We start from the raw sequence: 24,501 nt of genomic DNA on the forward strand, positions 1-24,501 counted from the left end.
TAGATTGAACTGCTGATTGCTTCGGTATTGTTTGTTCCCTACCAATTATACTCCGCATACATACTTGTTGTTCCAAGCAGGTACAGGCTATATTTACTGTAAGAGACAAAGTTATTGCTGGAAAGATGAGGTGAGTAAACTGGCGAGTTATCATTGACTGTTACTGCTGTTTGACTGTTAATGATTGTGTTATATCGGAATGAACCATAAGCACCAAGTACAAGCCCATAAGTGTTGTTGGCGATATAGTTTTTCTCAGAAGTAGCCTCCCCTGTTGCAACAACATTTGTGATTGAGGTTTTGCCCAAGTAAAAGGGTCCACCTATTCCAATGTAATTGTTGGCTATTGTGTTTTCCTTAACTGTGATGCTGACTTCCTCCAGTTGAATGTCGTCAAAGGATGTGCCAGTTACTTTTCCCAGTCCAATTCCTATTCCACAATTAATGATGGAGTTACGCTGAATTGATGCTTCACTTGCAGCCCAAATTCCAACTGCAAACCCAGAAATAACATTGCCAGTTATACTGGCGATGCCCTGTTTAATTATAATGCCATAGCCAACACCGCTATCGCTGAGAATTGTGTTATTGGAAATGATACTGAAACCGCCAATTGCCAGCGCCCCGTTGGAGGCATCTTGGGGCGCAATAATTGAACTGCAGTCAATTTTTATGGCATTAGAACAGGATATTGTGGTTTTGTTAAAAGTTATATACTGCATTATACTACCTGAGCCGCTTTGGTCATCCCACGCAGGGCTGGAAGAAGAAAAAATTAAGTTCCACTGTTAAATTCTATGTCATCCAAACTGCTTCCAATGGCGTGAAGCGTTCCATCCACTTTTATACTGTAACCATTCAGGTGTACAACTGTTCCAGCCTCAATTGTCAGGGTTACGCCGTTTGTCACTGTTACGGTTCCTGTAAGAGAAATGGGACCATCTGTTTTAGTCCAAGTTATGTCTGAAGTGATTGAACCAGATAAATTTGCGGCATTAACATTGCCGATTAAAGGAAAACTCCCAAAATTAATGTAAAAATAATCGTTAAAGATGAGCTGAGAGAGATTTTTCTTCTCATAAACACCCCACAACTAACAGGGGCGTTAGATTACATTTAAGCCTTTTCTAACTTTCCCTTTAACCTATTTCTACGGGTTTTCCTCTGTAAGCAACTGTGACTTTTTGGAACAGCTTTACCACGTCAAGTGAGCAGAACAGGAACTTGGTGAGGTACTCATGCTGGTAAATTATCATCTGGGCTTTTACGGGCAAGTCAATTCGTGGCGGTTCGAAGCGGCGGGCAACGCTTTCAATGGTTAAGCCTTCGGTTTTTATGTCTGTGTCTTGCATGCCTACTTTTTTGGCGACGTATCCAAGGTAGGTTTCTTTCCAGTTGAGTTTCATGATTTTGGTGGCGACAATATCTGTTGCGAACGCGTCGTTGCCTGTGAGGATGAGCCCCATTTGGACGGGGTTGCCTTTGGTTGGTCCGTTGCCCTCGATTGCGGTTCGAGCGTCCATGATGGTTAGTGCGGGTTTAAATGTGGTGTAAAGGCGATAGAAAACCTCAGGCAGATACGGATGCAGGTAGATGCGACGGTTGCTGGGAATGCAACCAAACAAGTTTTTGAGGGCTCCACTGTAGGCTGCGAACTCATGCGTTTTCATCAGAGGCAAGTCCACGACGGCGTCGGCGTCAAGGATTGTTTTGGGCAGATACAACTCTTTAAGTGCCGTTGGGTTTGGGAATTTAACTTTGACCACTTTGTCTTCTGAGAGGTTAATGACTGAGCCACCAGCAGATTTCACGGCATCTTCAACGCCAGTTTTCTTAAATGCTGTCCAGCAGGGATAGTTGAACCCGTTAGATTCCCCAACGATGACTTCACTGTTGCCATCACGGAGAAAACCGATTAAGTCATGCATCAATTCGGGACTGGTTACGACACCTGGAAGGTATTCGGGGTGGCTTAGGTTGGGTTTAATGTAGATTTTCTTTTTGCCCCACAAGCCCGCGTTTGATACTGCCTCTTTCAAAATGCCGCTTATGTCCTCGCCTGCACGGTATATCTTGACGGTGTGGTTAGGTGCCATTTTGGATTTTCACTCCGTTAAGGCATCCGGGGTCACCATTTAAGGTGTCTCCGTCATGATAAGCAGCGCTGCGGGCGCGGCATCCTCCGCAAATGTACTTGTATTGGCATTTGCCACATGAGCCTTTAAGGTTAGCTCGGTTTCGGAAAGCATTAAACAATGGCGCATTGAGCCAGACGTCCCGGAACTTCTCTGCTTTGAGATTGCCAACGCTGACGGGCAGAAACACGCATGGATGCACGTCACCTTGCGGGGAAATGCTGCAGTACAATCTACCAGCACCGCATCCGCCAATGAATTCACCTAATGGAACAGCTTTTTTGGTGACCTTGACAGTTTGTATGTGCGCCAAAGCCAACGTGACTTCACCTGTACCCTCTGGACCCTGACACTGCAACGCGACACGTGCCAGTTGTGGTGCCGTGGCAAGAATTGTGGTTTTGCAACCTGCTGACATACGATTCATCAGATAGCGCATTACATCTTCACGTTCTTTGGCGGAGAGGTCTTGGTCTTGGTGTTCTTTGCCACGTCCTGTTGGGATGAAGTTGAAGTACGTGAAGCGCTCCACATGCATTTGCTCAGCCAAGTCAATAATCGCTGGCAACTCGGCCATGTTATTCTTGCCCACTGTGGTAGCGATGCAGGTGCAGATGTCGGCTTCAACGCAGTTTTTGAGCCCTACAATTGCCTTCTCAAAAGCGCCGGGGACTCCGCGGAAGTCATCGTGGGTTTTGGCTGTTGCTCCGTCTATGCTTATGTCTATGTAGTTTACTTTGGCGTCTTTGATTTTCTGCACATTCTCTTTTGTGAGCAGGGTGCCGTTTGATGCAAGCGAAACGTAGAGCCCCCTGTCAGCTGCGTGCCGTGCAACCTCAAAGAAGTCTTTGCGCGTTAAGGGTTCACCGCCGCTAAACGCTAACGCTGTCACGTGCGCATCAGCAAGCTGATCCACAACCGCTAATGCCTGCTCCGTTGTCAACTCATTCTCTTCTACGGCGCCGCTGTTACTGGAGCAGTGCTTGCATCGCAAATTGCATTTGTGAGTGAAATCCCAAACAACAAGGAAAGGCGCAACCAGCGACATGGGCTTTTTTATGCCAAAATACGTGAAAGACTCAACCAGGTTCAGAACGGCGTTGCGTGCGTAGCGGTCGGTTAGTAGTTGAGCAACTTTTTGTCGCTTAAAACCCAAAGCACGCCTTAGAAACTCTACCCAGAAACATATAACTTGCGAGTAAAACTGTTTGCAACTGTCGCAGTGCTTGTCGGTTTTGCCTGCGTAATCGTCCAGTGCTGCTTCAAGAATGGTTCTGCCACAGGTGGGGCACACTTTGAGGGAGAGCTGGAGCATTTTTTTGGTCATAGGCAACGTTATCACTGCATTCCAAAAGGTATCGTGACTCAGTATACTCATGCAGATGCGCTCCCTGAAACAGCTTCAGAAAAAATAATGGCGGCAGGGCGATGTTAAATATTTCTGTTAAACCGCGTTAAATCCGCAGTCCAAAAAACCAGCTGGTAACAAGAATAATTGGCAATGCCACCAGCAAAATAAACAATAGGACAGATGCGTCACGGATTTTAAGTGCCCGATAAATGTGCGTTTCATTGAGCGGTTCAGAGGCGTCGCCGATGATGTAGATGCCTGGTTTTTCCAGTTCAACATTGAGGGCGCCTGCGATTGCTGCCATGGGCCAGCCGTGGTTGGTGCTAGGAACCTTTTTGGCGTCTCGGAACATGATTTTCCAAGTATTTTTTGCGCTACCACCCGCGAACGGCGCGGCAAGCATGATAAAGAACGCGGTTAGCCGCGACAAGGGGTAGTTTACGACTGTGTCTAGTTTTGCGGAGAACCAGCCAAGATTGATGCGTTCTTTGTCTTTGAACCCGACTGTGCCGTCGAGGATGTTGATGACTTTGAAAACCATCGCGCCTGTCACACCAAAGAAACTGTAGTAGAAAAGCGGCGACAGTTTGAAGTCGGTGAGGTTTTCCGCCATGGACTCAATTATGCCTGAGGCAATCTGCGGATTGGTTAAGCCCTCGGTTTTTCGCCGTGAAAACATGCCCACGCATTCCCTGCCCGTGGCTAAATCCCCCTTTTTCATCGCTTCTGCGGCTTGGGTAGCAATTTGGGTCTCCAGCTTAATACACATGGTCAGTTTTAAGAGGAAGGCACCCAGCAAAATGTAAACCAGAAAACTCAGCGCCAAACAGAAATACAAAACCAAAAACACTGGAATGGCAACAACTGCAATCGCAATTAACCCCAGCAATACTCCGTTGAATTGTTCGATTTTGGGGTTTTTGTTTTTGAATGCGGGCATGATTTTGAAGACAAACTTGTTTACCCAAACGGTCGGGTGCAGTGGAATGCGCCATTTCCACATGGGCTCGCCAAACGCTAAGTCAATAATCAGCGCCAGAACCATAACCATTAGCATTGCCGTTGAGATTTGGGTAAACAGGGAGAGTTCCATAGCAACCATTTCACGTTAAAGGTCAATATTTGGTTTTCCCGAAAAATGGGAACAAAAAAGAACTCAAGAAATCCGTATAATCATGCCGTCCTCTGAAACTGAGTAAAATGTGTCTTTGCCTGTTTGTATCATTTGAGAGGTGTCAAAATTTTTGTTATCAATTATCTTTTGGTTTTGGACCTCGCCATTTTGGTCAATTTGAACAATAATTGTCTGGTTAGCCTCTTGACTGGGCTGTGCAAAGAAAACGAAACCAGCATTAGCCTTAAAAATAGAATCTATTAAAACACCATTTCCCAAGTTACTGTAAGTTTTATTCCAGATCATTTTACCGTTGAAGTCTGTTTTGCAAGCCCAAGCTATAGACGGGGAATCCTGAGCGGTTGCACCTGCAAGAATATATCCATCAGAGCAGGAAACAACAGTGTTAATGTCTGTTCGAGAAGCTTTTGGGATGCTACAGTCTTTTTTCCAAACAAAATTGCCTTCGCTGTCTAATTTTTCAACACAACAAAATCGGGTATACCAAGGAGGATCAAGACTATCTCCACCAAAAACCACGTATTCATCGTTGGAAGTTTGAATTATCGAAGTTAGGTAATCACAATCATTTGTTTTATTCCACTGCAATTGTCCTTGACTATCAGTTTTGACAAGTAACACATGGCTTAAATGATAGTAATAACCGCTACCAGCTAACAGATATCCACCATCTTTTGTTTGCAGTAAACAAGTAAGGGATGCACTTTCTATGTAGTATTTTTCCTTTTGGTCAAAATTATATTCTTGTTTCCAGAGCATACTTCCTTGAGAGTCAAGTTTGATTAGGAAAAAACGAGTCCTGTTATATCCCGCTATTGTGTATCCGCCATCATTATTTTGAAGGGCACACTGTACCCACAAGAATGAGTATGTTTGGCTCCACTCAACATTACCTGAAGCGTCAGTTTTTATTGTAAATCCCCGATTTTGCGTACCGATAATTAGAAAGCCCCCGTCAGAAGTTTGGATAATGTTGCTACAACCTGAGGCGGGCAATTGTTTTTCCAATGTTACATCAAAAGGTTGGTTATCTGAATATTTTGGTTCAGGGATAACGCAAAAAAGAAGGAAAGCACTATTATTGCGGTTAACAAAATAGCTGCCAAATGCTTCTTTGAAAATCTTTTCGGAGTTTTAGCACTTGGCAATTCATCCATAAGGGTGAAAAGGAGTTTTTTATTCTTAAGGTTTGTCAATAAAACCCTTGGAAGAGTCTGCTGAGAGCAGAGGTTAAGGTTTCTGGGTTATTTTTTGAGACAGTAATTGCTCGGCAAGTTGCAACTCTTTTACGGTGTTGATGTTGACTGCGATTTCTGGCATGTCCAGCACCAGAATGTCTTGGTCGAGCCATTCGTCGCCGTAGCGTTTTCGTCCATCTATCACATTTATGCCTGTAGGCACGACCTGTTTGCCTTCGCAGTCAAAAGCGTAATCCTCACGCATCCCCAACTGCTTCTTAACATCCAACGAAACAGCCACCGTCAATGCAGGTTTGCCACAGACTTCATAGCGCTCAACAATTTTATCAAACACTTCACCCGTTAACAAAGGCAAGTCAGCTGCAACCGCCAAAAAAACGCCCAATCCCAGAGCATTCGCCGCATATCCCATGTCTGAAACGTAATCTTTGCCAGGGGTTTGAACGATTTTGACTGGATAGTTTTGGAGGTATTGCGCAGTTTTGGGGGTTGTTTGGCTTACGGCAACCACTATGGCTTCGATTTTTTTGGAGGCTTGCAGGGCTTCAAGCACATATTGGATTACGGGTTTGCCGCAGACATCGATTAGGGGTTTTTCCTGTTTAATTTCCATGCGGGTGCCTTTGCCGCCTGCCATAACCAGTGCTGTTACGCCCATAATATCACCGCCAGCAAAACCACTATACAAACCATTCTTGTTAGTTCATTGGTTGCGCCAAACACGTCGCCAGTTACACCGCGGAAATGCTTGTGCGCAATTGCAGTCATAACCAGGCTTGTTATGATTCCTGCGAGCACAACTAAAACACCTGTCCACCAAAGCAAAGGAACAGCAATAGCAAAAGAAATCACCAGCGCCGCAATCAAACGCCAACTGCCGCCATTACCATGCATAAACGAAAGAAAAGACGAGTTCATACCCTCGTGCACACTTTTTCCAGCCCAAGCCATAACCACCATAGCCAGTTTTGCAGAAACCTCAACAACCACAACCGCACCCACAATAAAGCCTAGCCGCAGTTGCCCAAAGGCTAAGGCAGAAACAAGAAAAGTCATAATTCCTAAGCATAAGCCGCCTGCGCCTGTGAATTTGTCGTGCATAACCTCGATTTTACGTTCAGGTGTACCGTGAACCATAACGCCGTCACCAAAATCCAGCAAGCCATCTGCATGATGCAAACCCGTAAGCAAAAGCAACAATCCGAGTACGAGAACACCCACCACAATAGCTGGCAAGACGTGAAGTGCAACCCAGCCAAATGCGCCTGCAATTATCCCAAGTAGGGCGCCGATTAGGGGGAATGCCCACATGTTTTTGGCGCAGTCCTCAAGGAAGTTTTCGTCCATGGATACTGGGAAAACGGTTAGGAACGCTAGGAGGTTTTTGAGTTGTCGAACTACCAAGCCATGTCACTTTATGCTCATTAATTGAGCATAGTTACGCTCTATCTCCTTAAGAAGTATATCCTTTGTGACTGCCCCGCCAGTTTTTGCCATAGCCGCAATCGAAGAACCACCAGCACCCACACCTTCCTTTACCAAGCCAGTCTCGTAAATACGCAAGCCCGGATACTGGGAAGGACCAAAATCAAGATCAGCCGCTATTACGGGAACATCGCTGAATTGTTTGATGATTCCGCAAATATCAGAGGTTTTATCCTGAGCCACCCAACGGGTCGTTCCAACCGCGACATTACAGAGGGCTTCGGGAGCTAATGCATTGATTACTGCTAATACAGCGGTCATTTGGGTTCCGCCCGCCATCAAAACTGGTCCTTGACGGGCACCGCCGATGACTAAGCCGGCCATGGCTGCCATCATGGGGTCACCAACGGCTGAAACTGCTTTGATGGGGTTGTTTTGAAGGCTGCCGAATTTTTCTCCTGCCGCTTTTAAGCCTGCCGCGACGACTTCAGCTTTGAGGTTGTGGGGATTTTCGGGGAGTGTACTGCTTACTTTGCCCTGTGCCTGCACGCCCAACGCGGTTAAAACGCCCAATGCAGTGGTTGTGCCGCCGGGTATGCTTTCGCCTATGATGAGGTAGTCTGCGGTTTTGGCGAGGTGTTCACCGATTATTTTTGCGCGTTCTATGACTTCTTCAACGTTGTCAACTGAGTCGCCGCTTCTGATGTCGCGTCCTGGACTGCCATTAACGTCGATAAAGGGAACTTGAGGTTTTACTTTGACACCACCATTAACAACCACAACAGGAATGTCCGCTATGTGCAATGCAGAGGTTGTTACGAGCGCGGGAGTTGGGATGCCATCGGGTGTGATTGGGACGCCTTGGATAGATTTGCATTTTCCCAACAGTAGTAGTTCAGCGTCTGCTGGAGGGGTGAAGTCTGTGAAGTCTGGGTTGGCGCCTGCCGCGGAGAGTCCGGGGATTTTGCCGGTTTCCGTGGTGGCTATTGTGCAGATGAAAAGAGGTTTTTTTCCGTTTATTTCGTCTAGGAATGCTTCTGCTTTGGGTTTGTTTTGTGCAATAATTATGTCTAGGTTACTTTTCATTTGTGGATTGGCCGTCCTTGGGCAATACTTTGAACCCTTTTATGTCCAAATACCCAAATCCGCCGGTAAGTTTGAATTTTTCGGTTCCCAAAATTTCAATGCTTTCTTTAAAGTTGGGACCATCATACACAAACGTGTGGTACTCACCGCCTTCTCCACAGGGGTCAACGTTGCCCAGTTTTAGGATGTCATCGTAGAATTTTTTGTCCAAAGTTTTCCCAAGCCATTCAACACCCAAAACGCTCAGGTTCGTGCGGATAACCATGGCTTTGAATCCTGCATTTATGTAGTCTAGGTAAATCTTTTTTGTGTCACCCAGCCACAGCGGCTTGATGGGTTTTAGGTCGAGTTCTTTGCAGACGCGTTCCAGCCAGCCTTCTTCGTGTCCAGCTACCTCGTATATGTCGCCTGTGACTAAGCCTTCTACGCCTTCGGTTTTGAGTTTTGTGAGGATTGCTTTGAAGTCTTTTTCGTAGGTTTCAGGTGAGGTTTTTACTTTTATGAGTGGGATTCCGATGGCGTTGGATTGGGCTTCAAGCATGTCTGCATTTATGAGGTGAAAGTTTGACTTTTCCTCGGTCATCATCATTGTTAAGATGTTAACTACTTCGTAACCTTGTTTTTGTGCTAAATATGCGGCAAAGCAACCGTCTTTTCCTCCGCTCCATGAAGCTACAACTTTCATTTGTTTTTCCTCCAGATTATTTCTGCAAACGCTTTTTCAGAAAAGAGGCATAAAATTGGCTGAACATCAAAAACGTGCGGTTCCCCTTTGATGGTTAGCAGGTTTTTCTGTAATGTTCTGCAAATCTTTTCACTCTTCCGATGGATGGTTTATCCAGTGTAATTCTAATAAGCCTTACGGTAAACACACGGCAAACCTTAAAACACACATCAGCACTAAAACGTGCGGTAAAAACCATGAAAAAGCCACTACCACCACTACTCATCTACCTTGAAAACAAAGGAATCACACTCCAAAGCCTAATCGACAGCGCACTAGAAATGTACGTGCCCCACCCCGGCGTAGAAACCGAACAAAAAGCAACCGAAATGCTAACTGAAGAATTCATTGACATCTGCGAAGACGTAAACATATCCACCCTCATCGTCGCAGCATTTCAAGCACAACAAGAAGCCGAAAACGAACGCATCCCAGGCCTTACCAAAGAACACTTCATGGGCAGACCAGGATTAGTGGCTGACGAACTCATCGGCATCGCAATCGCCAACTACATTGCAGGCGCAAAAGGAACCTTTGAGTTCGTCCGTTTTGACCAAGCTAAACCAGGAATCCTAAAAGAGTTGCCGCCATTAACTAATGATGCAATCGGTGCATTAGTTGCTGGTGCATCTTCAAACATTTACACAAGAGCAACAAGAAACCTCAAAAAATAACCCGTTTTTGACTGCAAAATTTGTCATTATGGACCTCCCCTCTATGGTTTCTGCAATGAATTTCTAATAGGAACCAAATAGACTATTTGACCTCTTCCTATCATTTCTGCATACCTTGACTAATAGGCTCCAAATAGGCATGTTGACCAATCAGAAGCCTGTCATCTATCCAGGACACCTTTCTCTAAAAGTAGGTGGGTGTTATGTTTAGATGCTGATTTGGAACATCAATCGCTCCACAAGTTCTTTGTAACGGTTTCTAATCGTGACCTCAGTTACCTGTGCTATTTCTGCAATTTCCCGTTGAGTCTTCCGCTCACCCGTCAGCACTGATGCAACGTAGCTTGCCGCGGCTGCGATTCCTGTTGGTCCGCGTCCAGAGGTGAGTTTGATTTCTTTGGCGGAAACTAGGATTTTGTGGGCGATTTCTTCGACTTTTCCTTGCATGGTGAGTTGGTTTGAGAATTTGGTGATGTACTGGCTTGGGCGCAACGGTGGAATGGTGAAGTTTAATTCTTTTATTAGGAAACGGTAGCTTCTGCCGATTTCTTTTTTGCTAACAGTTGATGCCTGAGAAATCTCATCCAATGTTCTTGGTAAACCGCATTGTCTGCATGCCAAATATATGGCTGCTGATGTGACGCCTTGGATGGATCTGCCTCGGATTAGTCGTTCTTTGACTGCTTTGCGGTAAATTACAGAGGCTGTTTCAAGAATATTTTTTGGCAAGTTAATATTGTTGGAAATCTTTGAAATTTCGGAGAGGGCAAAGGCCAAGTTTCGCTCAGTTGCATCCGAAACCCTGATACGCCGCTGCCACTTCCGCAAACGGTACACCTGAGCTTTTTGCCCAGGCGAGAGGCTTTTGCCGTAAACGTCTCGGTCATGCCAATCAATAGTTGTGGATAACCCCTTATCATGAATTGTGTAGGTTAACGGTGCGCCAACGCGGGTTCGTTTTGAGCGTTGCTCATCATCAAAAGCTCGCCATTCAGGTCCACGATCAGCAATTTTCTGCTGAACAACCATGCCGCAGTCCATGCATACAACTTCAGCGGCTTCAGAATCATGCATAAGTCTGGTGCTTCCACATTCTGGACAGACCCGTGTTTTTGGGGTTTCTGCTGGGGGTGTGGCTGGATCTTTGTTGGCTTCATTTAATTTGCTGTTTTTCATCATTCTCTTTTGCCTCTTTTGCCTTTCGAGAGAAGCAAGTACAATTGTTTGTTAGCCAGCTTAGCGGGATCACTAATGGTTGGTTTAACAACTGCATAAGGCGAAGAGACTGAGCCAATTATGTCAAAAATTTTTCCGACAACTTTGAGGTTATCATTGACAACTTCTAAGCCAATTTTCGGGGCAGTGTCTGCTTTAACAATGAGATTGTTTGATGGAGTGATCTTTTGCACTCTACCTAATCTTTGCAAACCCATGCCCCTCTCGAAAAACAGTTAGGTCAACGTAAAACTCTATTTAAAGTTTTCTAGAAGTCTCATTTTTGTAGCAGTAAATATTTGTCTTTATAGTGGAAAGCTTATTAATGAGAAGTGTCGATTAGACTGTGCCTTAAAGGGTGAGGCTATAAAAAATGTCAAAACCATTCTATGTAAAATATGAAATGCCCAAAGAAATCGTGGATGCAGCCTATGAAGCCCTAACAATTGCTTCAAAATCAGGCACAGTTAGGAAAGGTACCAACGAGGCAACAAAAGCTGTTGAACGTACACAAGCAAAACTTGTAGTAATTGCAGAAGATGTTGACCCCCCAGAAGTAATAGCGCACCTACCACTTCTCTGTGAAGAACGAAAAATTCCATACGTATTTGTACCAAACAAAGACCAACTTGGCAAAGCAATCGGCATCGATGTTCCATGCGCTTCAGCATGCATACTTAGGGAAGGAGAAGCTTCAGGCTTAATCAAAGAAATCATTACGCGGATAGACCAGGTTAAACGAGGTACTCAGTAATGAGTGCTAAGGATGCAAAGGCGGTAAGTCAAGACGCACTTATCCCTTCTGAAGTAATTCAAGTTATTGGACGCACTGGCGTCACTGGTGAAATTACTCAGGTCAGAGTTCGCATCATGGAAGGCAAAGACAAAGGCAGAATCATCACGCGCAACGTAAAAGGGCCAGTTCGGGTTCAAGACATATTGATGCTACGCGAAACAGAACGAGAAGCAAAGAAAATCACGAGATAAAACAGCCAAGGAGAAAAATGGTCATGCCAAAAGCAAGAAAATGTTCATTTTGCGGTAACGATTTCCAACCGGGCACCGGCATGATGTACGTTAAAAACGACGGGTCTATTTTGTGGTTCTGCACAAGTAAATGCAAGAAAAGCAGTTTACAGTTCCGCAGAGACGCAAGAAAACTAAAATGGACTCAGTACTTCGGTAAAGAAGAAAAGGGCAAAGCCTAACTAAATCATGCATTTCTAACCCATTTTTTCATTTTTTTGATTTGCTTAGTGTACTGTTTTTATTCTAAATTCGACTGAAACTTTATTTGCAAAACTGCCAAACAAGGTGTTTGGTGTAAGTGTGCCAGTTTTCTTTACCAAGAAAGAATACTTCCAAGCGATAAAGGAAGGGAAAAAAACTATCGATGTCCGTAGAGGCAGACCTTTGCAAGGCGGCACAGCCGTTTTCCTATCGGGTCCCCATAAACTGCGGATGAAGATTGTTGGGCTGGAAACTGGCAAACTTGCTGACCTTATCAGGGAGGATAATTTTAGGTTGATTGTTCCTTGGGCGGGTTCTTTGAGGGATGTGTTGTCAGTTTTGAATTTGCTTTATTTTGGTGTTGATGGTGATTTTACGGCTTATCATGTTGCTTTTTTTGCGGATTCTGGAAAATCGGAAATGTCTGGTGATATTTGATAATTTTTAGGTAAAAATTTACGTAAAACGTAATTTAAGTAAAAAAAACGCAAAAGACTTAAATACTTCTGTGGTGTGTACCTTTTTCCGGAAGGACTTAAAAATGACCGGATTCAGCGGATGTTATACTGCATTAATGACACCCCTAACCAATAATAACCAAGTAGACTACGAAGGACTGCGCCGCCTAGTAGAATTTCAAGTAAAAGAAGGCGTAAGTGGCATACTTGCAGTTGGAACAACTGGCGAGAGCCCAACTCTTGACTGGAATGAACACAGCAAAGTTATCGAAAAAGTAAATGAGTACAGTGGTAGCAAAGCCATAACCATTGCGGGAACAGGAAGCAACTCAACACAGGAAGCCATCGAAGGCACCGCACACGCCTACGAACACGGCATAACCAGTGTCCTGCTGGTTGACCCCTACTATAATGGACCAAGCTCAATGGAAATACGCAGAGAATACATTGAACCAATAGCCCGCCAATTCCCTGAAGTCCAAGTTATACCATACATCATCCCTGGAAGACCAGGAACTCAACTATTACCCCAAGACCTCGCCATTTTGCACAGTCAATATCCAAATGTACGCTGTGTAAAGGAGGCAACAGGAGACTTCAAGAACATGGAATTAATCAGGAAGTTTTGTGGCGAAAACTTTGATATCCTCTCAGGTGATGATGAAAAAACACTAACTATGATGGTTTCACCCGACATTGCAGCAAGCGGCACAGTTTCAGTTACATCAAACATTGCCCCCCGTGCAGTTTCTAACATGACCCGTTATGCTCTTGACGGTAACACCCAAGCCGCCAACAGCTTGGCATCAGCACTTCAGCCACTATTTGACATTGTAACCGTTAAGACCCAAGAGCAAACTCCTTATGGTCCAGTTACATGCAAAGCCCGCAACCCCTTACCTTACAAAACTTTAATGAACATTTTAGGTATGCCCTCTGGACCCTGCAGGCAACCCTTAGGCAAGATGGCTCGCAGCGGAATAGATGCTGTTGTAGCGGCTACAAGAAAGGTCTGGGAAACTAACCCTGCAATTCTTCAACCTGTAGCTGACTTCTTTGATGTTAACCTAAAGGATAGGCTATATAACCCTGTTTATCTTGAAGGCTTATACTATGCTTAAGTTGTGTGTTGCTGGCGTTGCTGGTCGAATGGGCCAGGCAATAATAGAGGAAGCCACTGCAAAGGGACACGTGATAGCTGGCGCTGTAGAATCTTCCTGTGCCTCCTGTGTAGGAAAAACTTTGCGGGAAGCCCGAATCTGCAACTCGGACACCGTAATCCAAAGCTCAGACGATATTGCTCAAGCCGTTGAGCCCGCAGATGTTTACATAAGTTTCACCCTGCCAAATGCCGAATTAGTTAATGTTCCAATTGTCGCAGGCTTAGATAAACGAATAATCTTGGGCACTACAGGTTTTAGCTCTGCAGAAAACCAGCAGATAATTACTACTCTCTCTAAGGTTCCCTCAGTTTTCTCACCAAACTTTAGTGTAGGCGTCAATATCCTCTTCAAACTCGCCGAGCAACTGGGTGCTTTTCCAGCAGGCTACGATTTTAGTCTAAGCGAGATTCATCACGCAGGCAAAAAAGACGCGCCAAGCGGAACCTCCAAGCACATAGAAGAAATCCTTACCAAGGCACGCGGTTACAAAAAGACTGTTTACGGCAGAGAAGGCACCAGCCCACGTCACCCTGACGAGCTTGAATCCGTCGCGTTACGCGCAGGGGGCGTCCCCGGAGTTCATGATGTTATCGTTGCTGGACCATACGAGATGCTAAAGATTGAGCATACAGCGTTTTCAAGAAGCGTGTTTGCTCAGGGTGCGGTGGTTGCGGCAGAATGGATTAGCAGGCAAACTCAGCCTAAAGTGTACAGTATGGCTGATGTTTTAGGTCTTTGCTAGGTAAAAGCTATGAGTGCTGGTGTGTTAAAGTTTTTATCGAAGTATAGTAACTAAACTTGAGGCACGGAATGATAAGCAATGAGTAATAAGCGAAAAGTAGCCATTTTAGCCGCGACAGGAGCAGTAGGACAACGATTCATACAGCTACTGCAAGGGCACCCCTGGTTTGAAGTTAGCGTGCTAGCCGCATCAGACCGCTCCGCAGGCAAAACGTACGGCGACGCTGTCAATTGGCTAATGGAAACAGAACTGCCAAAAAACATCGCAGAAATGACAGTGGTAAACTCAGATGTTGCCTCAGTTGAAGAGGCAGGCGATGTGGACTTGGTTTTCTCCGCTTTACCAGGAGACTTGGCAGGTCCAGTTGAAGCACAATTTGGCGCGCTCTATCCAGTGTTTAGCAAGGCAAGCGCACACCGAATGGATAAAGATGTGCCCTTAATGATTCCCGAAGTTAACCCTGACCACGCTGAATTGGTTAAGCATCAGCAGAAGCTCCGCGGCTGGAAGGGTTTCATCGCAACTGACCCCAACTGCAGCACCATTCAAATGGCGATTTCACTAAAGCCTTTGATGCAGTTTGGTTTACAGCAGGTTATGGTTACCACAATGCAGGCGCTTAGCGGTGCAGGATACCCTGGTGTGGCGTCTTTGGATATTCTTGATAATGTGGTTCCGTTCATTTCAGGTGAAGAAGCAAAGATGGAATCTGAATCCCTTAAAATCCTTGGAAACTGTAACGGCAAATTTGTGGAAAACGCAGATTTCAAGATTAGCGCAAGCTGCAACCGTGTCAACGTGAAGGATGGACACTTAGAATCTATATTCATCAAGACACAACAGGAGCCCTCAATGGAGGAACTTGAAGAAGCATTCGCCAAGTTCCAAGGTGAACCACAAAAACTCAAACTACCCAGCGCACCATTACAACCAATCATAGTTAAGCATGAAAAGAATCGTCCTCAACCCCGCTATGACCGCGATGCAGGCTGCGGCATGAGTGTTGTGGTCGGCAGAATCCGCAAGGACCCAATCATGACATTCAAGTATATGTGCCTTGGTCACAACACTATCAGAGGCGCTGCAGGCGGCGGCATATTGAGTGCGGAGTTGTATGTTGCTAAAGGCTTAGCATAACCTGTGCTTACGATTACATCTGGTGTTAATTATGGTTAAAGGAAAACTACGTGAACCCCTCGAAAACCGCAAGGGTACCTTGTATTTTGACGGCAACTCAACTAAAGAGTTGGCTGAAAAATACGATACCCCACTTTACTTGATTAGCGAGAAGCGTATACGCGAAAACTACAATCACCTCTACGAGGCATTAGTCAACGCCTACAAGCACGTGCGCATTTACTACGCATGCAAAGCAAACACAAACCTAGAAGTGTTAAAAATCTTGGAATCCTGCGGCGCCTACATTGACACTGTAAGTCCAGGTGAAGTTTTTATGGCGTTAACCAGCGGATTTACTCCCGAGCGCATCCTCTTTACTGGAACCAGCGTCCGCAATGATGAACTCAGGTTTCTGGCAGACGCAAAAGTAACTGTGAACGTGGATTCCCAATCGGAACTTGAGCGGCTGCTAAAGATCGCTGTTCCACCAATTGTTTCAGTTAGAGTAAACCCTGAGGTTGGCGCTGGACACCACGACCACTGCATCACTGCAGGTCCCGAATCCAAGTTTGGCTTATGGGAAGATGACGTGGTTAAGGCTTATGCTACTGCTAAGAAGGCACGTGTGGAACGATTCGGTATTCACATGCACATCGGCTCAGGCGTCTTAGACGTTGAACCCTACGTTTTAGCCGTTGAAAAACTGCTCAGCATCGCCAAGCGGGTGCACGAGGAGGTCGGCGTAGATTTTGAATTCATTGATATCGGCGGCGGAATCGGGGTTCCTTACAACCCAGACGAGAAGGAAGCGGATTTGGCGCAGTTTGCCTCAAAAGTAGTTGCCCTTTTCAAGAGCAAGATTAAGGAGTACAACCTTGGCAAGCCATTCCTCTGTGTAGAACCAGGCAGATTCCTTGTCTGCGACTCAAGCATCCTGCTGACAACGGTTAACACTGTTAAGTCGACGCCTTCAAAGAAGTTTGTCGGCGTAGACGCAGGCTTTAACACGTTACTACGCCCCGCAATGTACGGTTCATATCATCACGTTTTGGTAGCTAACAAGCTGGGGCAAAAGGAAAAGGAAACCTACGACGTAGTGGGTCCAATCTGCGAATCAGGCGACGCCTTAGCCAAGAACCGCGCTCTCCCCGAAATTGAAGAAGGCGATTTGCTGGCGGTGCTTAATGCTGGCGCGTACGGGTTTAGCATGAGCAGTCAATACAACAGTCGCCCAAGAGCTGCAGAAGTAATGATTCGAGCTGGCAAGCCCTTTGTTGTTCGCAATCGTGAGCAACTCAGCGATTTAACAGCATCACAACGCAACTTGGAGTAAATTACTATGAAGTTCTGGAAAATGCATGGACTGGGTAACGATTACGTAGTAATTGACAACTGCAACCAAACCATTCCTGAAGCAAAGCTGGCTGGTTTAGCAAAGAAGCTCTGTGACAGACGCTTTAGTGTCGGCGCTGATGGACTTTTGCTGGTTTTTCCATCTCAAACTGCAGATGTTAAGATGCGCATTTTCAACGCTGACGGTAGCGAGGCAGAAATGTGCGGCAACGGCATCCGCTGTTTCGCTAGATACTGCTTTGAAAACGGCATCGTTGACAAGAGCGAGTTTTCTGTGGAGACGCTGGCGGGAATTAAGCAGGTTTGGTTAACGCTGGATGCTGGTGAGGTGCAGCTTGTCCGCGTGGATATGGGTATGCCTAACTGGAATCGTAAGAGTTTGCCGATGCTTGGTGAGGGAACTTGTGTTAATGAGGATTTGCAAGTTGACAACACAAACTACAAAGTAACCTGCTTATCCATGGGTAATCCTCACTGTGTAACATTTGTAGATAACGTTTCAGAGTTTCCAGTCGAACAGGTTGGACCCTTAATTGAGAATCACAAGGTTTTTCCCAACCGTGCCAACGCAGGCTTTGCGCAGGTTATATCCAAAAGCGAGATGAAGGTGCGTGTTTGGGAGCGGGGCTGCGGAGAAACATTGGCGTGTGGCACTGGAACTTGCGCTGCTGTAGCTGCTGCTAACAGGCTTGGCTTGGTGAATACAAAGGTGACTGTGCATGTTCTTGGTGGCGATTTGCAGGTGGAGGTTGCTTCTGAGGGCTTATTTTTAAGTGGTGCTGCCCAGAAAGTTTACGAAGGAACACTATTTGGAGAACCATAAACATGACCTTTGAGTATGCTGACAGAATAAAGCGGCTTCCGCCGTACCTATTTGCAGAAATAGAGAAAATCATTAACCAAAAGAAAGCTGCAGGCGTGGATTTGATTTCGCTTAGTATCGGTGACCCTGACCTTCCACCACCACAGTTTATCGTTGATGCCCTCAAGGAAGAAGTGGCTAATCTGAAAAATCACAATTACAGCTTCAGCCAAGGCGAGCCTGACTTCCGCGAGGCCATTTCAGAATGGTATAAGAGACGTTTTGGCGTGGATTTAGCTCATGACCAAGTTGTTGCACTCTTGGGTTCTAAGGAGGGCATCGCAAACATTGCTCGCGCATTTGTGAACCCTGGCGATAAGGTGTTGGTGCCTGACCCGTCCTATCCAGTGTATGCTAACGGCAGCACAATTTTGTGTGATGGTGTTGCGTTTCCTATGCCTATGCTTGAAGCGGACGGGTTTAAGCCTGACTTCTCCAAAATAGACGCACAGGGTGCCAAGATGATGTTTCTTAACTATCCCAACAACCCCACAGCCGCCACCGTAGACAAAGCATTCCTCAAGGAAGCTGTGGACTTCGCAAAAGACAACAACATAATCCTCTGCTACGACAACGCTTACTCTGAAATCAGCTACGACGGCTACAAAGCCCCTAGCATTATGGAAATTGACGGCGCAATGGATGTTGCAGTGGAGTTCAACTCGCTGTCAAAAACCTTTAACATGACAGGTGACCGCATCGCGTTTGCCGTGGGCAACAAAACGCTGGTTTCTGGTTTGGCTAAAGTGAAGTCACAGGTTGATTCTGGCCCGCCAGTTTACACGCAGAAAGTTGCAGTCAAAGCACTCGCAAGCTACGTAGGCAGTGAGCAGCCAGAGTTTCTGCGCAAAAACAACCAAATCATGCAAGAACGCCGAGACCTACTCGTAAAAACCCTCTGCGACATCGGTTACCCATGCGAAAAACCCAAAGCCACCTTCTATGTTTGGGTAAACTGCAAAGGCGACTCCATGAAATTCGCCGCAAAACTGCTCGACGTGGGCGTGGCAGTGACTCCAGGCGTCGGATTTGGCAAGTACGGTGAAGGTTATGCGCGTATGACTTTTACGCAGCCTAAAGAACGCATAGTGGAAGCTTGCAATAGAATCGCAAGTGCCTTCTAACTCTTATTTTTTGTTTTCCATTCTTCTTGGAGTTTCTCGGCTAAGTTGCCGTCTTCTAAAATGAACGCTCCGCGGTATCCGCAGTTTCTGCAGTCCCATGTTGACCAGAATTGGGGCATGCCTTGAGCCCAGAAGATGTCAGTTGAGCCGCATTTTGGGCAGAACTTTGATGGAGCGGTTTTCTTTTTTTCTTTTTTGTCTGTCAAGTTATTTTCCCGCTTTCTGCTTAGTGGTTATGGTATAAAATATTTTTTTATTGTCAAGGAGGCTATTAGTGACCTACCCCTCTATGGTTTCTGCAATGAGTTTCTATTTGGAGCCTAATAGGAATGTTGCGTGTTTAGTTGCTGAAATAACTGAAGAGCAGATTAGTGGCTTCTTTGTGCCCAGAAACTCTTAGAGTAATCATCCAGCACGTTTTCGTAGATGTGTTTGGTTTGTTGGGCAATTTTTTCCCAATCATACTTGTCCAAGATTTTTTGGTAAGCGTTTTTTCGCAGTTTGTTGCTGTAGGCTGGGTCGAGCAGGATTTTGGTTATGCCCCATGCTAAGGATTCAGGGTTATTTGGGTAAACTTTTATGCCTGTAACGTCGTGGTCAACGATTTCGGATAAGCCGCCCGTGTCAGACACGACGATGGTGCTTTTAGCTGCCATAGCTTCCAATGCGACAATGCCAAAGGGTTCAAACAGTGAAGGCACCACAGAAACATCCGCAGTTTTTTGTAGTCTCTGAAGTGTCTGTTCATCCATAAAGCCCTCAAACATTACTTTATGCTCTAAGCCCATGCTGCGTACGATGTTTAGGAGTTGTTCTTTCATGTAGCCACTGCCTACGATGATGAATTTGGCGTTGACTTTTTCTAGGATTTTTGGAACTGCATTGATTAGGATGTGGATGCCTTTTTCGTAGACTAGTCTGCCCACGAAAAGCACAATTTTTTCTTCGGGCAGTGCAAATTTGGCGCGGAACTCTTTGTCGGGTTGTATTTGCGCGTATGTGTTGCTGTTTACTCCGTTGGGTACCATAACCAGTTTGTCATTGGGGAGCCCAAATGCCCATCGGACATGGTTAATCATGTAATCGCTGCAGCAGATGACTTTCCATGCTTCATAGGTTAGCCATGCTTCGGTTTCGTGTATCATCTTTTCTGTGTTGTTGTGTGTGCCGTCGCGTCTGCCAATCTCGGTTGAATGCATCGTAACCAAAAGGGGCTTTCTAAAGACATGTTTAAGCCCGATACCTGCATCTGCCACAAGCCAATCGTGAGCGTGAATAACATCGATTTGTCCATCAAGCTTTTTGATTAGGGCAGCGGTTTCTTTTTGCATGTTTAGATTCATTAGGTAGACCCATGTGGCAAAGTCTGGCGCGGGATTCTTGTAGGAATCTATGCGGTAAACTTCTACGCCGTCGATGACTTCATGGTCTGGGGCATCTGGGAAATCGCAGGTTACAACGTAAACTTTTACTCCTTGCTTTGCGAGACTTTTTGAGAGGAAATAGACGTGGGGTGAAATGCCGCCGATAACTCTTGGGGGAAACTCCCAGCTAAGCATCAAAACAGACAAGGTATCTTTCATTGTTTGTTCTCCCCTGAAACGTTTCGATATATTCTTAGAACAGATTTTATCCAGCCGTTATGAGTGGTGGATATGACCTTAATTTTTTCTTTGGGAACCTGATAGATGCGTATGATTTCGTTTTTCATCCATTCTGTGCGCACGCAGATTTGGTTTGCTTCATAAAAGCCCAACCACTCGATGCTTTTGATTGCCATGTTATATGGCGTGTTGCTTGTGGAACGATGATCCTCTAGGCTTTCTACTGAGTAAATAAACGGTATTCCTAACCCATTCTTTAGGGTGACAGCGGCTGGAATAAAATGCCAATCATAAACATCAATTAAATCAATTTGCTTATTTGCTTCATAGTAAATGTTTGATGCAGCCCGCTCCACTTCTTGGTTTAGGGTTAGAACCCAAGTTAAAACGCCTGAATGCGTGTGTACAGGGTTTGCTACGCGGGTGGTTTTTACTCCTGTGGGTTCCTCAACGGTTCCCGTTCTAGAATCATGATAGGTCACTACAGAAGTGCCTACTTTGTTTTTTGCCAGAGCCGAGGCTAAGTTGCTGGTGTACTCGGCAAGTTTACCTACCATTCTTGGGGGATATTCCCAGGAAAAAAGTATAACGTGCATCATTGTCACTTTGATTTTACGTGAACAGTGAGCAAACCTTGATTATTCCTCTTCCATTAAGATAGTACCTTTTTTTGCCTTCGTTATCATAGAAACTTTCAGCGAAGCCTTCGTTTTTGTACTTGTCTAAGATGTGTTCTATTTCTTGTGGGTCTTTCTGCAAAAGCCTTGCCACTTCGTCGCCTCTTCGAGCCAAATCAGCAGCGGTGGCACAAAGATTGTGAAGGGTCTGTAGGACTTTATCGGGGAAAGGAAGTTCTTCTCTCATGATAAAACCTCTTGACACACAACAATAATTCGGGTTTCCTTTATAAAGACATTTGCGCTTGCTATCACGGTGAACTTGTTATCCAGCGTCCATGCTGTCTTAGATACAGATACCGTTTTTTAGCTGCAACTATCAGGGCTCTTCTTAGGGGTTCGCCTTTCTTTTTAGCTTCTTTTATTTTTTGCAACTCAGCCGTTAAGGCAGCATCTTTTAGTGAGTGCTGGCTCCACTGCTCAAGGTCACCGTTGTGTATGTGAAACTCTAATGCTTTAGGGCTAACTTTTTGGAAAGCATCAATTAAGCCCTTAAGGCTCCAAGCCATGGTACCTGTAAAATGTTGCTTGCCGACCCCAGTGTGGAACAAAAACGGCTCGTTAGCCACAAAAATCTCCGCACGCAATCTAACCTCAAAATCACCCAGCAAAGTCTGAGCTATAGCAAACGCATCCATAGGTGACTCAAAAGGACTAAAGTAAGAGTGAACTTCACCTGGTCCACCGCCCGCTGTGAACATGTAATAGAGATGGTCACTGATTTGGAAGTCCCGCCAGAGTCGCAAAAACGTTTCGTCCCCAGCCTCCTTAATGAAGGGTTCCAATCTACGCAGAGCTGTAAAGTAAGCCCACTGCATCACGTTACCCAGCCAACCGGTTTGGTCACGTTTAACATCAGCCCATGAAACCATACCATCTGCCTCAGGAACATCAATTTCCCCCGCTGACACGCACTTATCCACGATTTCTGAGGGAGTTGCCATTCGCAGGTTTTCATGGCAGAACATTTCATCAGGTAAATGTTGCAGGAAACTGTGAATACCCGTTTCAGGCCAGTGATGCTCACCGAAAGTTTCGTAATCAGCAAAAATGTTTACGCAATCCCCTTCTGCACTGGCGAGCCAACCTGCATATTTTTTAGCAGTCAAGGGCCACTCAGGCCACCAACGAGCAGAGAACCTAAAGCCCACGTCATCGGTTAATTTGTAATTGCGCAGAAACACACGGATTTTTTTGGCACCTTTTGGCGTGTAGAGGTAATTGGGGGATTTTTCGCCCAGAATCTTCTCAACGCCTTCCGTGTAGATTCCACGGTAACCGAGGTCTTCTATGGTTTTGGCGATGCGGTTATTGTAGAGTAGTTCAGTGTTTTCGAAAATGGATGGAGTACAGCCCAGTAAACTTTTGATTGTTTGGTTGTGCATTTTTACCTGTTCAATAAATTCGTCATCTTGGGGGTAGAGACTGGCTACGGAGTGGTAATATGTTTGATCCAGAAACTCTACACGTCCTGTTTCTGCTAATTGCTTGAAGGTTTCCAGCAGGTCCTTGCTGAACATTTCACATTGTTCCAAAAACACGCCAGAAAGACTAAAAGAGAAATTAACCTGTTTTTTGCTACGTTTGTGACTGTCAATTAGGTCCAGTATGATTTGGTTTGAGGGGAAGTAGCATTTTCTGGCTGCTCGGATAAAGATGTCTTTGTCGGCTTCGTTGTCAAAGTAGTAATCGAAGAGTTGCTCTTTGTTTAGGCGACGGAAAACTTTGCCTTCCCAAAAAAGGCTTCTTCTCAGCCTGTGTGGCTGGTGAACTTCAAACACAAACACAACGTCAGTCACAGTTTTTACCCCACAATACTCATGTTTATTTCTAATTTCCGACTAATAAAAGCAATCACTAACTTTACTGGTCGCTTGTTTTTTGCAGACTTTGCAGTTTGCTAAAGGTTTTAAGCAAACAACACAATATTATGATGCCAACGGGGAATTGAAGGGTGCCAGGTGCAGAAGAAGAAATCTACTCAACCATGTTTCGTTCAATGAAGCATCCTGCACGAAGAAAAATCCTGCGTATGATAGCAAATAAACCCTTAACTTTTTCGCAACTACAAGACGAACTGGGAATTTCCAGCTCCTATTTAACGTATCATCTTGAAAATTTGGGTGAACTAATCAGCAAAGAAGAAAACGGCATCTACAAGCTTTCAGCATTTGGGCAGGCAACAATTAACACAATGAAAACCGTTGAGGAAACACCTTCACCTAAAAAAGAAAAGTATCCCCTACGTAAATGGAAAAGGGCAGTTGCCGCTTTGACTATTGCGTTGATTTTGGTTTCAAGCTTTGCCGCTGTAGAAATCGGTGCTTACCTTAAAGCATCCAATGACAGCGAGGCGTGGCAGTCAAAATATGAACAATTAATCTCAGTTAGCACTAATTCTGAGAAGGCGCTAACTTTCATTGACCAAGTCGTCCAAATAGACACATCCAAATATGAAACCAGTCTGCTTAGCCGCTCAGTTGAGCACCGCGACAACTTAGGCGGTGCACTTGAAGAAATTCTCAGCTACTCTTTAGTTAATAGTGAAAGCAAAATGGAAGTGATTTTCCGCTTTAGGAACAGTCAGCTTTCTCAGTATCGACTAGTAATTATTGAAGGTGCACCAATTTATGCCGGACTTCAACCCAGCAGTCCACTTGAAGAAGCCAAGGGGTTACTTTCAAGATTCCAAGCCTACCAAAACGCACCCTACCTGCAGAACATGATAGATATGCTAGATATGATGGTTAATTCCGTTCAAAACGTCGAGTTAACTCATGGTAACCTTAAACTAAACACGACCAGCCTTGGGGATGCAACACAGTTTGTTTGGATATACACTGAAAACGGCGTTGATTTTGATCCTAAAATGTTTGATATCGTCTTTTATGACCGCGCCTTAACTGATTTGATTGATGACATGTTCCTGTTCTCGATTGGGGGCACAACAATAAACATCTCCGCAGACCAAGCAGTAACCATCGCCCGAGATGCCCTAGAAGAATACAGCTGGATTGCAGACGGACAAACCATCTCTGACTTTGGAGTTGTTGAGCCGCCAGTTGTAAAGTTTCACCCAAATACAAGAGATACCTTAGCTTTGTACCCGTACTGGGCAGTTACCTTTAAACTGGACACAGTTTACCCCGGCAACGTGGACCAACTAATTGTTGGCGTATACGCTGACACTGGAGATATAGGACGAATAAAAACAAGCTACTAAAA

At 45.2% G+C, this 24,501-nt stretch carries 29 protein-coding genes; 12 read left to right on the top strand and 17 right to left on the bottom strand.

What is annotated here, in order from left to right; translation table 11 throughout:
• Nucleotides 1-38 precede the first annotated feature (38 nt).
• From NWF01_04815 to NWF01_04860, 10 genes are all read right to left on the bottom strand, one after another.
• Entirely contained in the window at nt 39-722 is a 684-nt protein-coding gene (locus NWF01_04815; GenBank protein ID MCW4024342.1) for a hypothetical protein, read from the bottom strand.
• Between the two features lie 53 nt (nt 723-775).
• Nucleotides 776-1,093, bottom strand: a complete 318-nt coding sequence (locus NWF01_04820; GenBank protein MCW4024343.1) for a hypothetical protein — start codon at nt 1,091-1,093, stop codon at nt 776-778.
• Nucleotides 1,094-1,139: 46 nt separating this feature from the next.
• Nucleotides 1,140-2,096 (bottom strand): DUF362 domain-containing protein, encoded by a 957-nt coding sequence (locus tag NWF01_04825; protein MCW4024344.1) that lies wholly within the window; start codon nt 2,094-2,096, stop codon nt 1,140-1,142.
• Nucleotides 2,086-3,513: a radical SAM protein gene (locus tag NWF01_04830; protein MCW4024345.1), complete on the bottom strand. Its 1,428-nt coding sequence runs from the start codon at nt 3,511-3,513 to the stop codon at nt 2,086-2,088. Before NWF01_04830 ends, NWF01_04825 begins: the two co-directional genes overlap by 11 nt.
• Before the next feature lie 76 nt (nt 3,514-3,589).
• Nucleotides 3,590-4,579 (bottom strand): cobalamin biosynthesis protein, encoded by a 990-nt coding sequence (locus tag NWF01_04835; protein ID MCW4024346.1) that lies wholly within the window; start codon nt 4,577-4,579, stop codon nt 3,590-3,592.
• Between the two features lie 63 nt (nt 4,580-4,642).
• Nucleotides 4,643-5,629 (bottom strand): hypothetical protein, encoded by a 987-nt coding sequence (locus NWF01_04840; protein ID MCW4024347.1) that lies wholly within the window; start codon nt 5,627-5,629, stop codon nt 4,643-4,645.
• 222 nt (nt 5,630-5,851) lie between these two features.
• Nucleotides 5,852-6,478 (bottom strand): NTP transferase domain-containing protein, encoded by a 627-nt coding sequence (locus NWF01_04845; protein MCW4024348.1) that lies wholly within the window; start codon nt 6,476-6,478, stop codon nt 5,852-5,854.
• Complete coding sequence (gene cobS, locus NWF01_04850; protein MCW4024349.1) at nt 6,469-7,224, bottom strand: adenosylcobinamide-GDP ribazoletransferase; 756 nt, start codon at nt 7,222-7,224, stop codon at nt 6,469-6,471. The genes NWF01_04845 and cobS overlap by 10 nt, the downstream gene beginning before the upstream one ends.
• Nucleotides 7,225-7,230: 6 nt before the next feature.
• The gene (locus NWF01_04855; protein ID MCW4024350.1) at nt 7,231-8,331 is read right to left on the bottom strand and encodes a TIGR00303 family protein; all 1,101 of its coding nucleotides are present in this window, start codon (nt 8,329-8,331) and stop codon (nt 7,231-7,233) included.
• Nucleotides 8,321-9,016: a diphthine--ammonia ligase gene (locus tag NWF01_04860; protein ID MCW4024351.1), complete on the bottom strand. Its 696-nt coding sequence runs from the start codon at nt 9,014-9,016 to the stop codon at nt 8,321-8,323. Before NWF01_04860 ends, NWF01_04855 begins: the two co-directional genes overlap by 11 nt.
• A gap of 236 nt (nt 9,017-9,252) precedes the next feature.
• On the opposite strand from NWF01_04860, the gene NWF01_04865 reads away from it, so the two are divergent.
• Complete coding sequence (locus NWF01_04865; protein MCW4024352.1) at nt 9,253-9,729, top strand: alpha-ribazole phosphatase CobZ; 477 nt, start codon at nt 9,253-9,255, stop codon at nt 9,727-9,729.
• A 207-nt stretch (nt 9,730-9,936) separates the two neighbouring features.
• On the opposite strand, the gene NWF01_04870 is transcribed toward NWF01_04865, so the two are convergent.
• Nucleotides 9,937-10,908 (bottom strand): transcription initiation factor IIB, encoded by a 972-nt coding sequence (locus tag NWF01_04870; GenBank protein ID MCW4024353.1) that lies wholly within the window; start codon nt 10,906-10,908, stop codon nt 9,937-9,939.
• Complete coding sequence (locus NWF01_04875; protein ID MCW4024354.1) at nt 10,905-11,162, bottom strand: Gar1/Naf1 family protein; 258 nt, start codon at nt 11,160-11,162, stop codon at nt 10,905-10,907. Before NWF01_04875 ends, NWF01_04870 begins: the two co-directional genes overlap by 4 nt.
• A 155-nt stretch (nt 11,163-11,317) precedes the next feature.
• On the opposite strand from NWF01_04875, the gene rpl7ae reads away from it, so the two are divergent.
• From rpl7ae to NWF01_04925, 10 genes are all read left to right on the top strand, one after another.
• Nucleotides 11,318-11,698, top strand: a complete 381-nt coding sequence (gene rpl7ae, locus NWF01_04880) for a 50S ribosomal protein L7Ae (protein MCW4024355.1) — start codon at nt 11,318-11,320, stop codon at nt 11,696-11,698.
• Nucleotides 11,698-11,931: a 30S ribosomal protein S28e gene (locus NWF01_04885; GenBank protein ID MCW4024356.1), complete on the top strand. Its 234-nt coding sequence runs from the start codon at nt 11,698-11,700 to the stop codon at nt 11,929-11,931. Before rpl7ae ends, NWF01_04885 begins: the two co-directional genes overlap by 1 nt.
• A 23-nt stretch (nt 11,932-11,954) precedes the next feature.
• Nucleotides 11,955-12,152, top strand: coding sequence for a 50S ribosomal protein L24e (locus NWF01_04890; GenBank protein ID MCW4024357.1), 198 nt, complete (start codon nt 11,955-11,957; stop codon nt 12,150-12,152).
• A gap of 121 nt (nt 12,153-12,273) precedes the next feature.
• Entirely contained in the window at nt 12,274-12,612 is a 339-nt protein-coding gene (locus NWF01_04895; protein MCW4024358.1) for a hypothetical protein, read from the top strand.
• 103 nt (nt 12,613-12,715) lie between these two features.
• Nucleotides 12,716-13,753: a 4-hydroxy-tetrahydrodipicolinate synthase gene (gene dapA, locus NWF01_04900; protein MCW4024359.1), complete on the top strand. Its 1,038-nt coding sequence runs from the start codon at nt 12,716-12,718 to the stop codon at nt 13,751-13,753.
• Entirely contained in the window at nt 13,746-14,537 is a 792-nt protein-coding gene (gene dapB / locus NWF01_04905; protein MCW4024360.1) for a 4-hydroxy-tetrahydrodipicolinate reductase, read from the top strand. Before dapA ends, dapB begins: the two co-directional genes overlap by 8 nt.
• 78 nt (nt 14,538-14,615) lie before the next feature.
• Nucleotides 14,616-15,674: an aspartate-semialdehyde dehydrogenase gene (gene asd, locus NWF01_04910; protein MCW4024361.1), complete on the top strand. Its 1,059-nt coding sequence runs from the start codon at nt 14,616-14,618 to the stop codon at nt 15,672-15,674.
• 31 nt (nt 15,675-15,705) lie between these two features.
• Nucleotides 15,706-16,989 (top strand): diaminopimelate decarboxylase, encoded by a 1,284-nt coding sequence (lysA, locus tag NWF01_04915; protein MCW4024362.1) that lies wholly within the window; start codon nt 15,706-15,708, stop codon nt 16,987-16,989.
• 6 nt (nt 16,990-16,995) lie between these two features.
• On the top strand, nt 16,996-17,832 hold the full coding sequence (dapF, locus tag NWF01_04920; protein ID MCW4024363.1) for a diaminopimelate epimerase: 837 nt from the start codon (nt 16,996-16,998) through the stop codon (nt 17,830-17,832).
• Nucleotides 17,833-17,834: 2 nt separating this feature from the next.
• Nucleotides 17,835-18,995, top strand: a complete 1,161-nt coding sequence (locus NWF01_04925) for an aminotransferase class I/II-fold pyridoxal phosphate-dependent enzyme (protein ID MCW4024364.1) — start codon at nt 17,835-17,837, stop codon at nt 18,993-18,995.
• Here the strand turns inward: NWF01_04925 and NWF01_04930 are convergent.
• The 5 genes from NWF01_04930 to NWF01_04950 all read right to left on the bottom strand — a co-directional run bounded on the left by NWF01_04930 (nt 18,992) and on the right by NWF01_04950 (nt 23,075).
• A complete protein-coding gene (locus tag NWF01_04930) occupies nt 18,992-19,201 on the bottom strand; it encodes a hypothetical protein (protein MCW4024365.1) in 210 nt (69 codons plus the stop codon). The genes NWF01_04925 and NWF01_04930 overlap by 4 nt on opposite strands.
• A 162-nt stretch (nt 19,202-19,363) precedes the next feature.
• Nucleotides 19,364-20,578 (bottom strand): glycosyltransferase family 4 protein, encoded by a 1,215-nt coding sequence (locus NWF01_04935; protein MCW4024366.1) that lies wholly within the window; start codon nt 20,576-20,578, stop codon nt 19,364-19,366.
• Nucleotides 20,575-21,195 carry a glycosyltransferase gene (locus tag NWF01_04940; GenBank protein ID MCW4024367.1) on the bottom strand — a complete coding sequence of 207 codons (621 nt, stop codon included), beginning with the start codon at nt 21,193-21,195 and terminating at the stop codon, nt 20,575-20,577. Before NWF01_04940 ends, NWF01_04935 begins: the two co-directional genes overlap by 4 nt.
• Before the next feature lie 16 nt (nt 21,196-21,211).
• Entirely contained in the window at nt 21,212-21,463 is a 252-nt protein-coding gene (locus tag NWF01_04945; protein ID MCW4024368.1) for a hypothetical protein, read from the bottom strand.
• A gap of 64 nt (nt 21,464-21,527) precedes the next feature.
• Complete coding sequence (locus NWF01_04950; protein MCW4024369.1) at nt 21,528-23,075, bottom strand: glycoside hydrolase family 57 protein; 1,548 nt, start codon at nt 23,073-23,075, stop codon at nt 21,528-21,530.
• A gap of 155 nt (nt 23,076-23,230) precedes the next feature.
• Between NWF01_04950 and NWF01_04955 the strand changes: the two genes are divergently transcribed.
• Complete coding sequence (locus tag NWF01_04955; GenBank protein MCW4024370.1) at nt 23,231-24,499, top strand: winged helix-turn-helix domain-containing protein; 1,269 nt, start codon at nt 23,231-23,233, stop codon at nt 24,497-24,499.
• Nucleotides 24,500-24,501 lie beyond the last annotated feature (2 nt).

The sequence above is a fragment of the Candidatus Bathyarchaeota archaeon genome, from assembly GCA_026014585.1.
GTDB lineage: Archaea > Thermoproteota > Bathyarchaeia > Bathyarchaeales > Bathycorpusculaceae > Bathycorpusculum.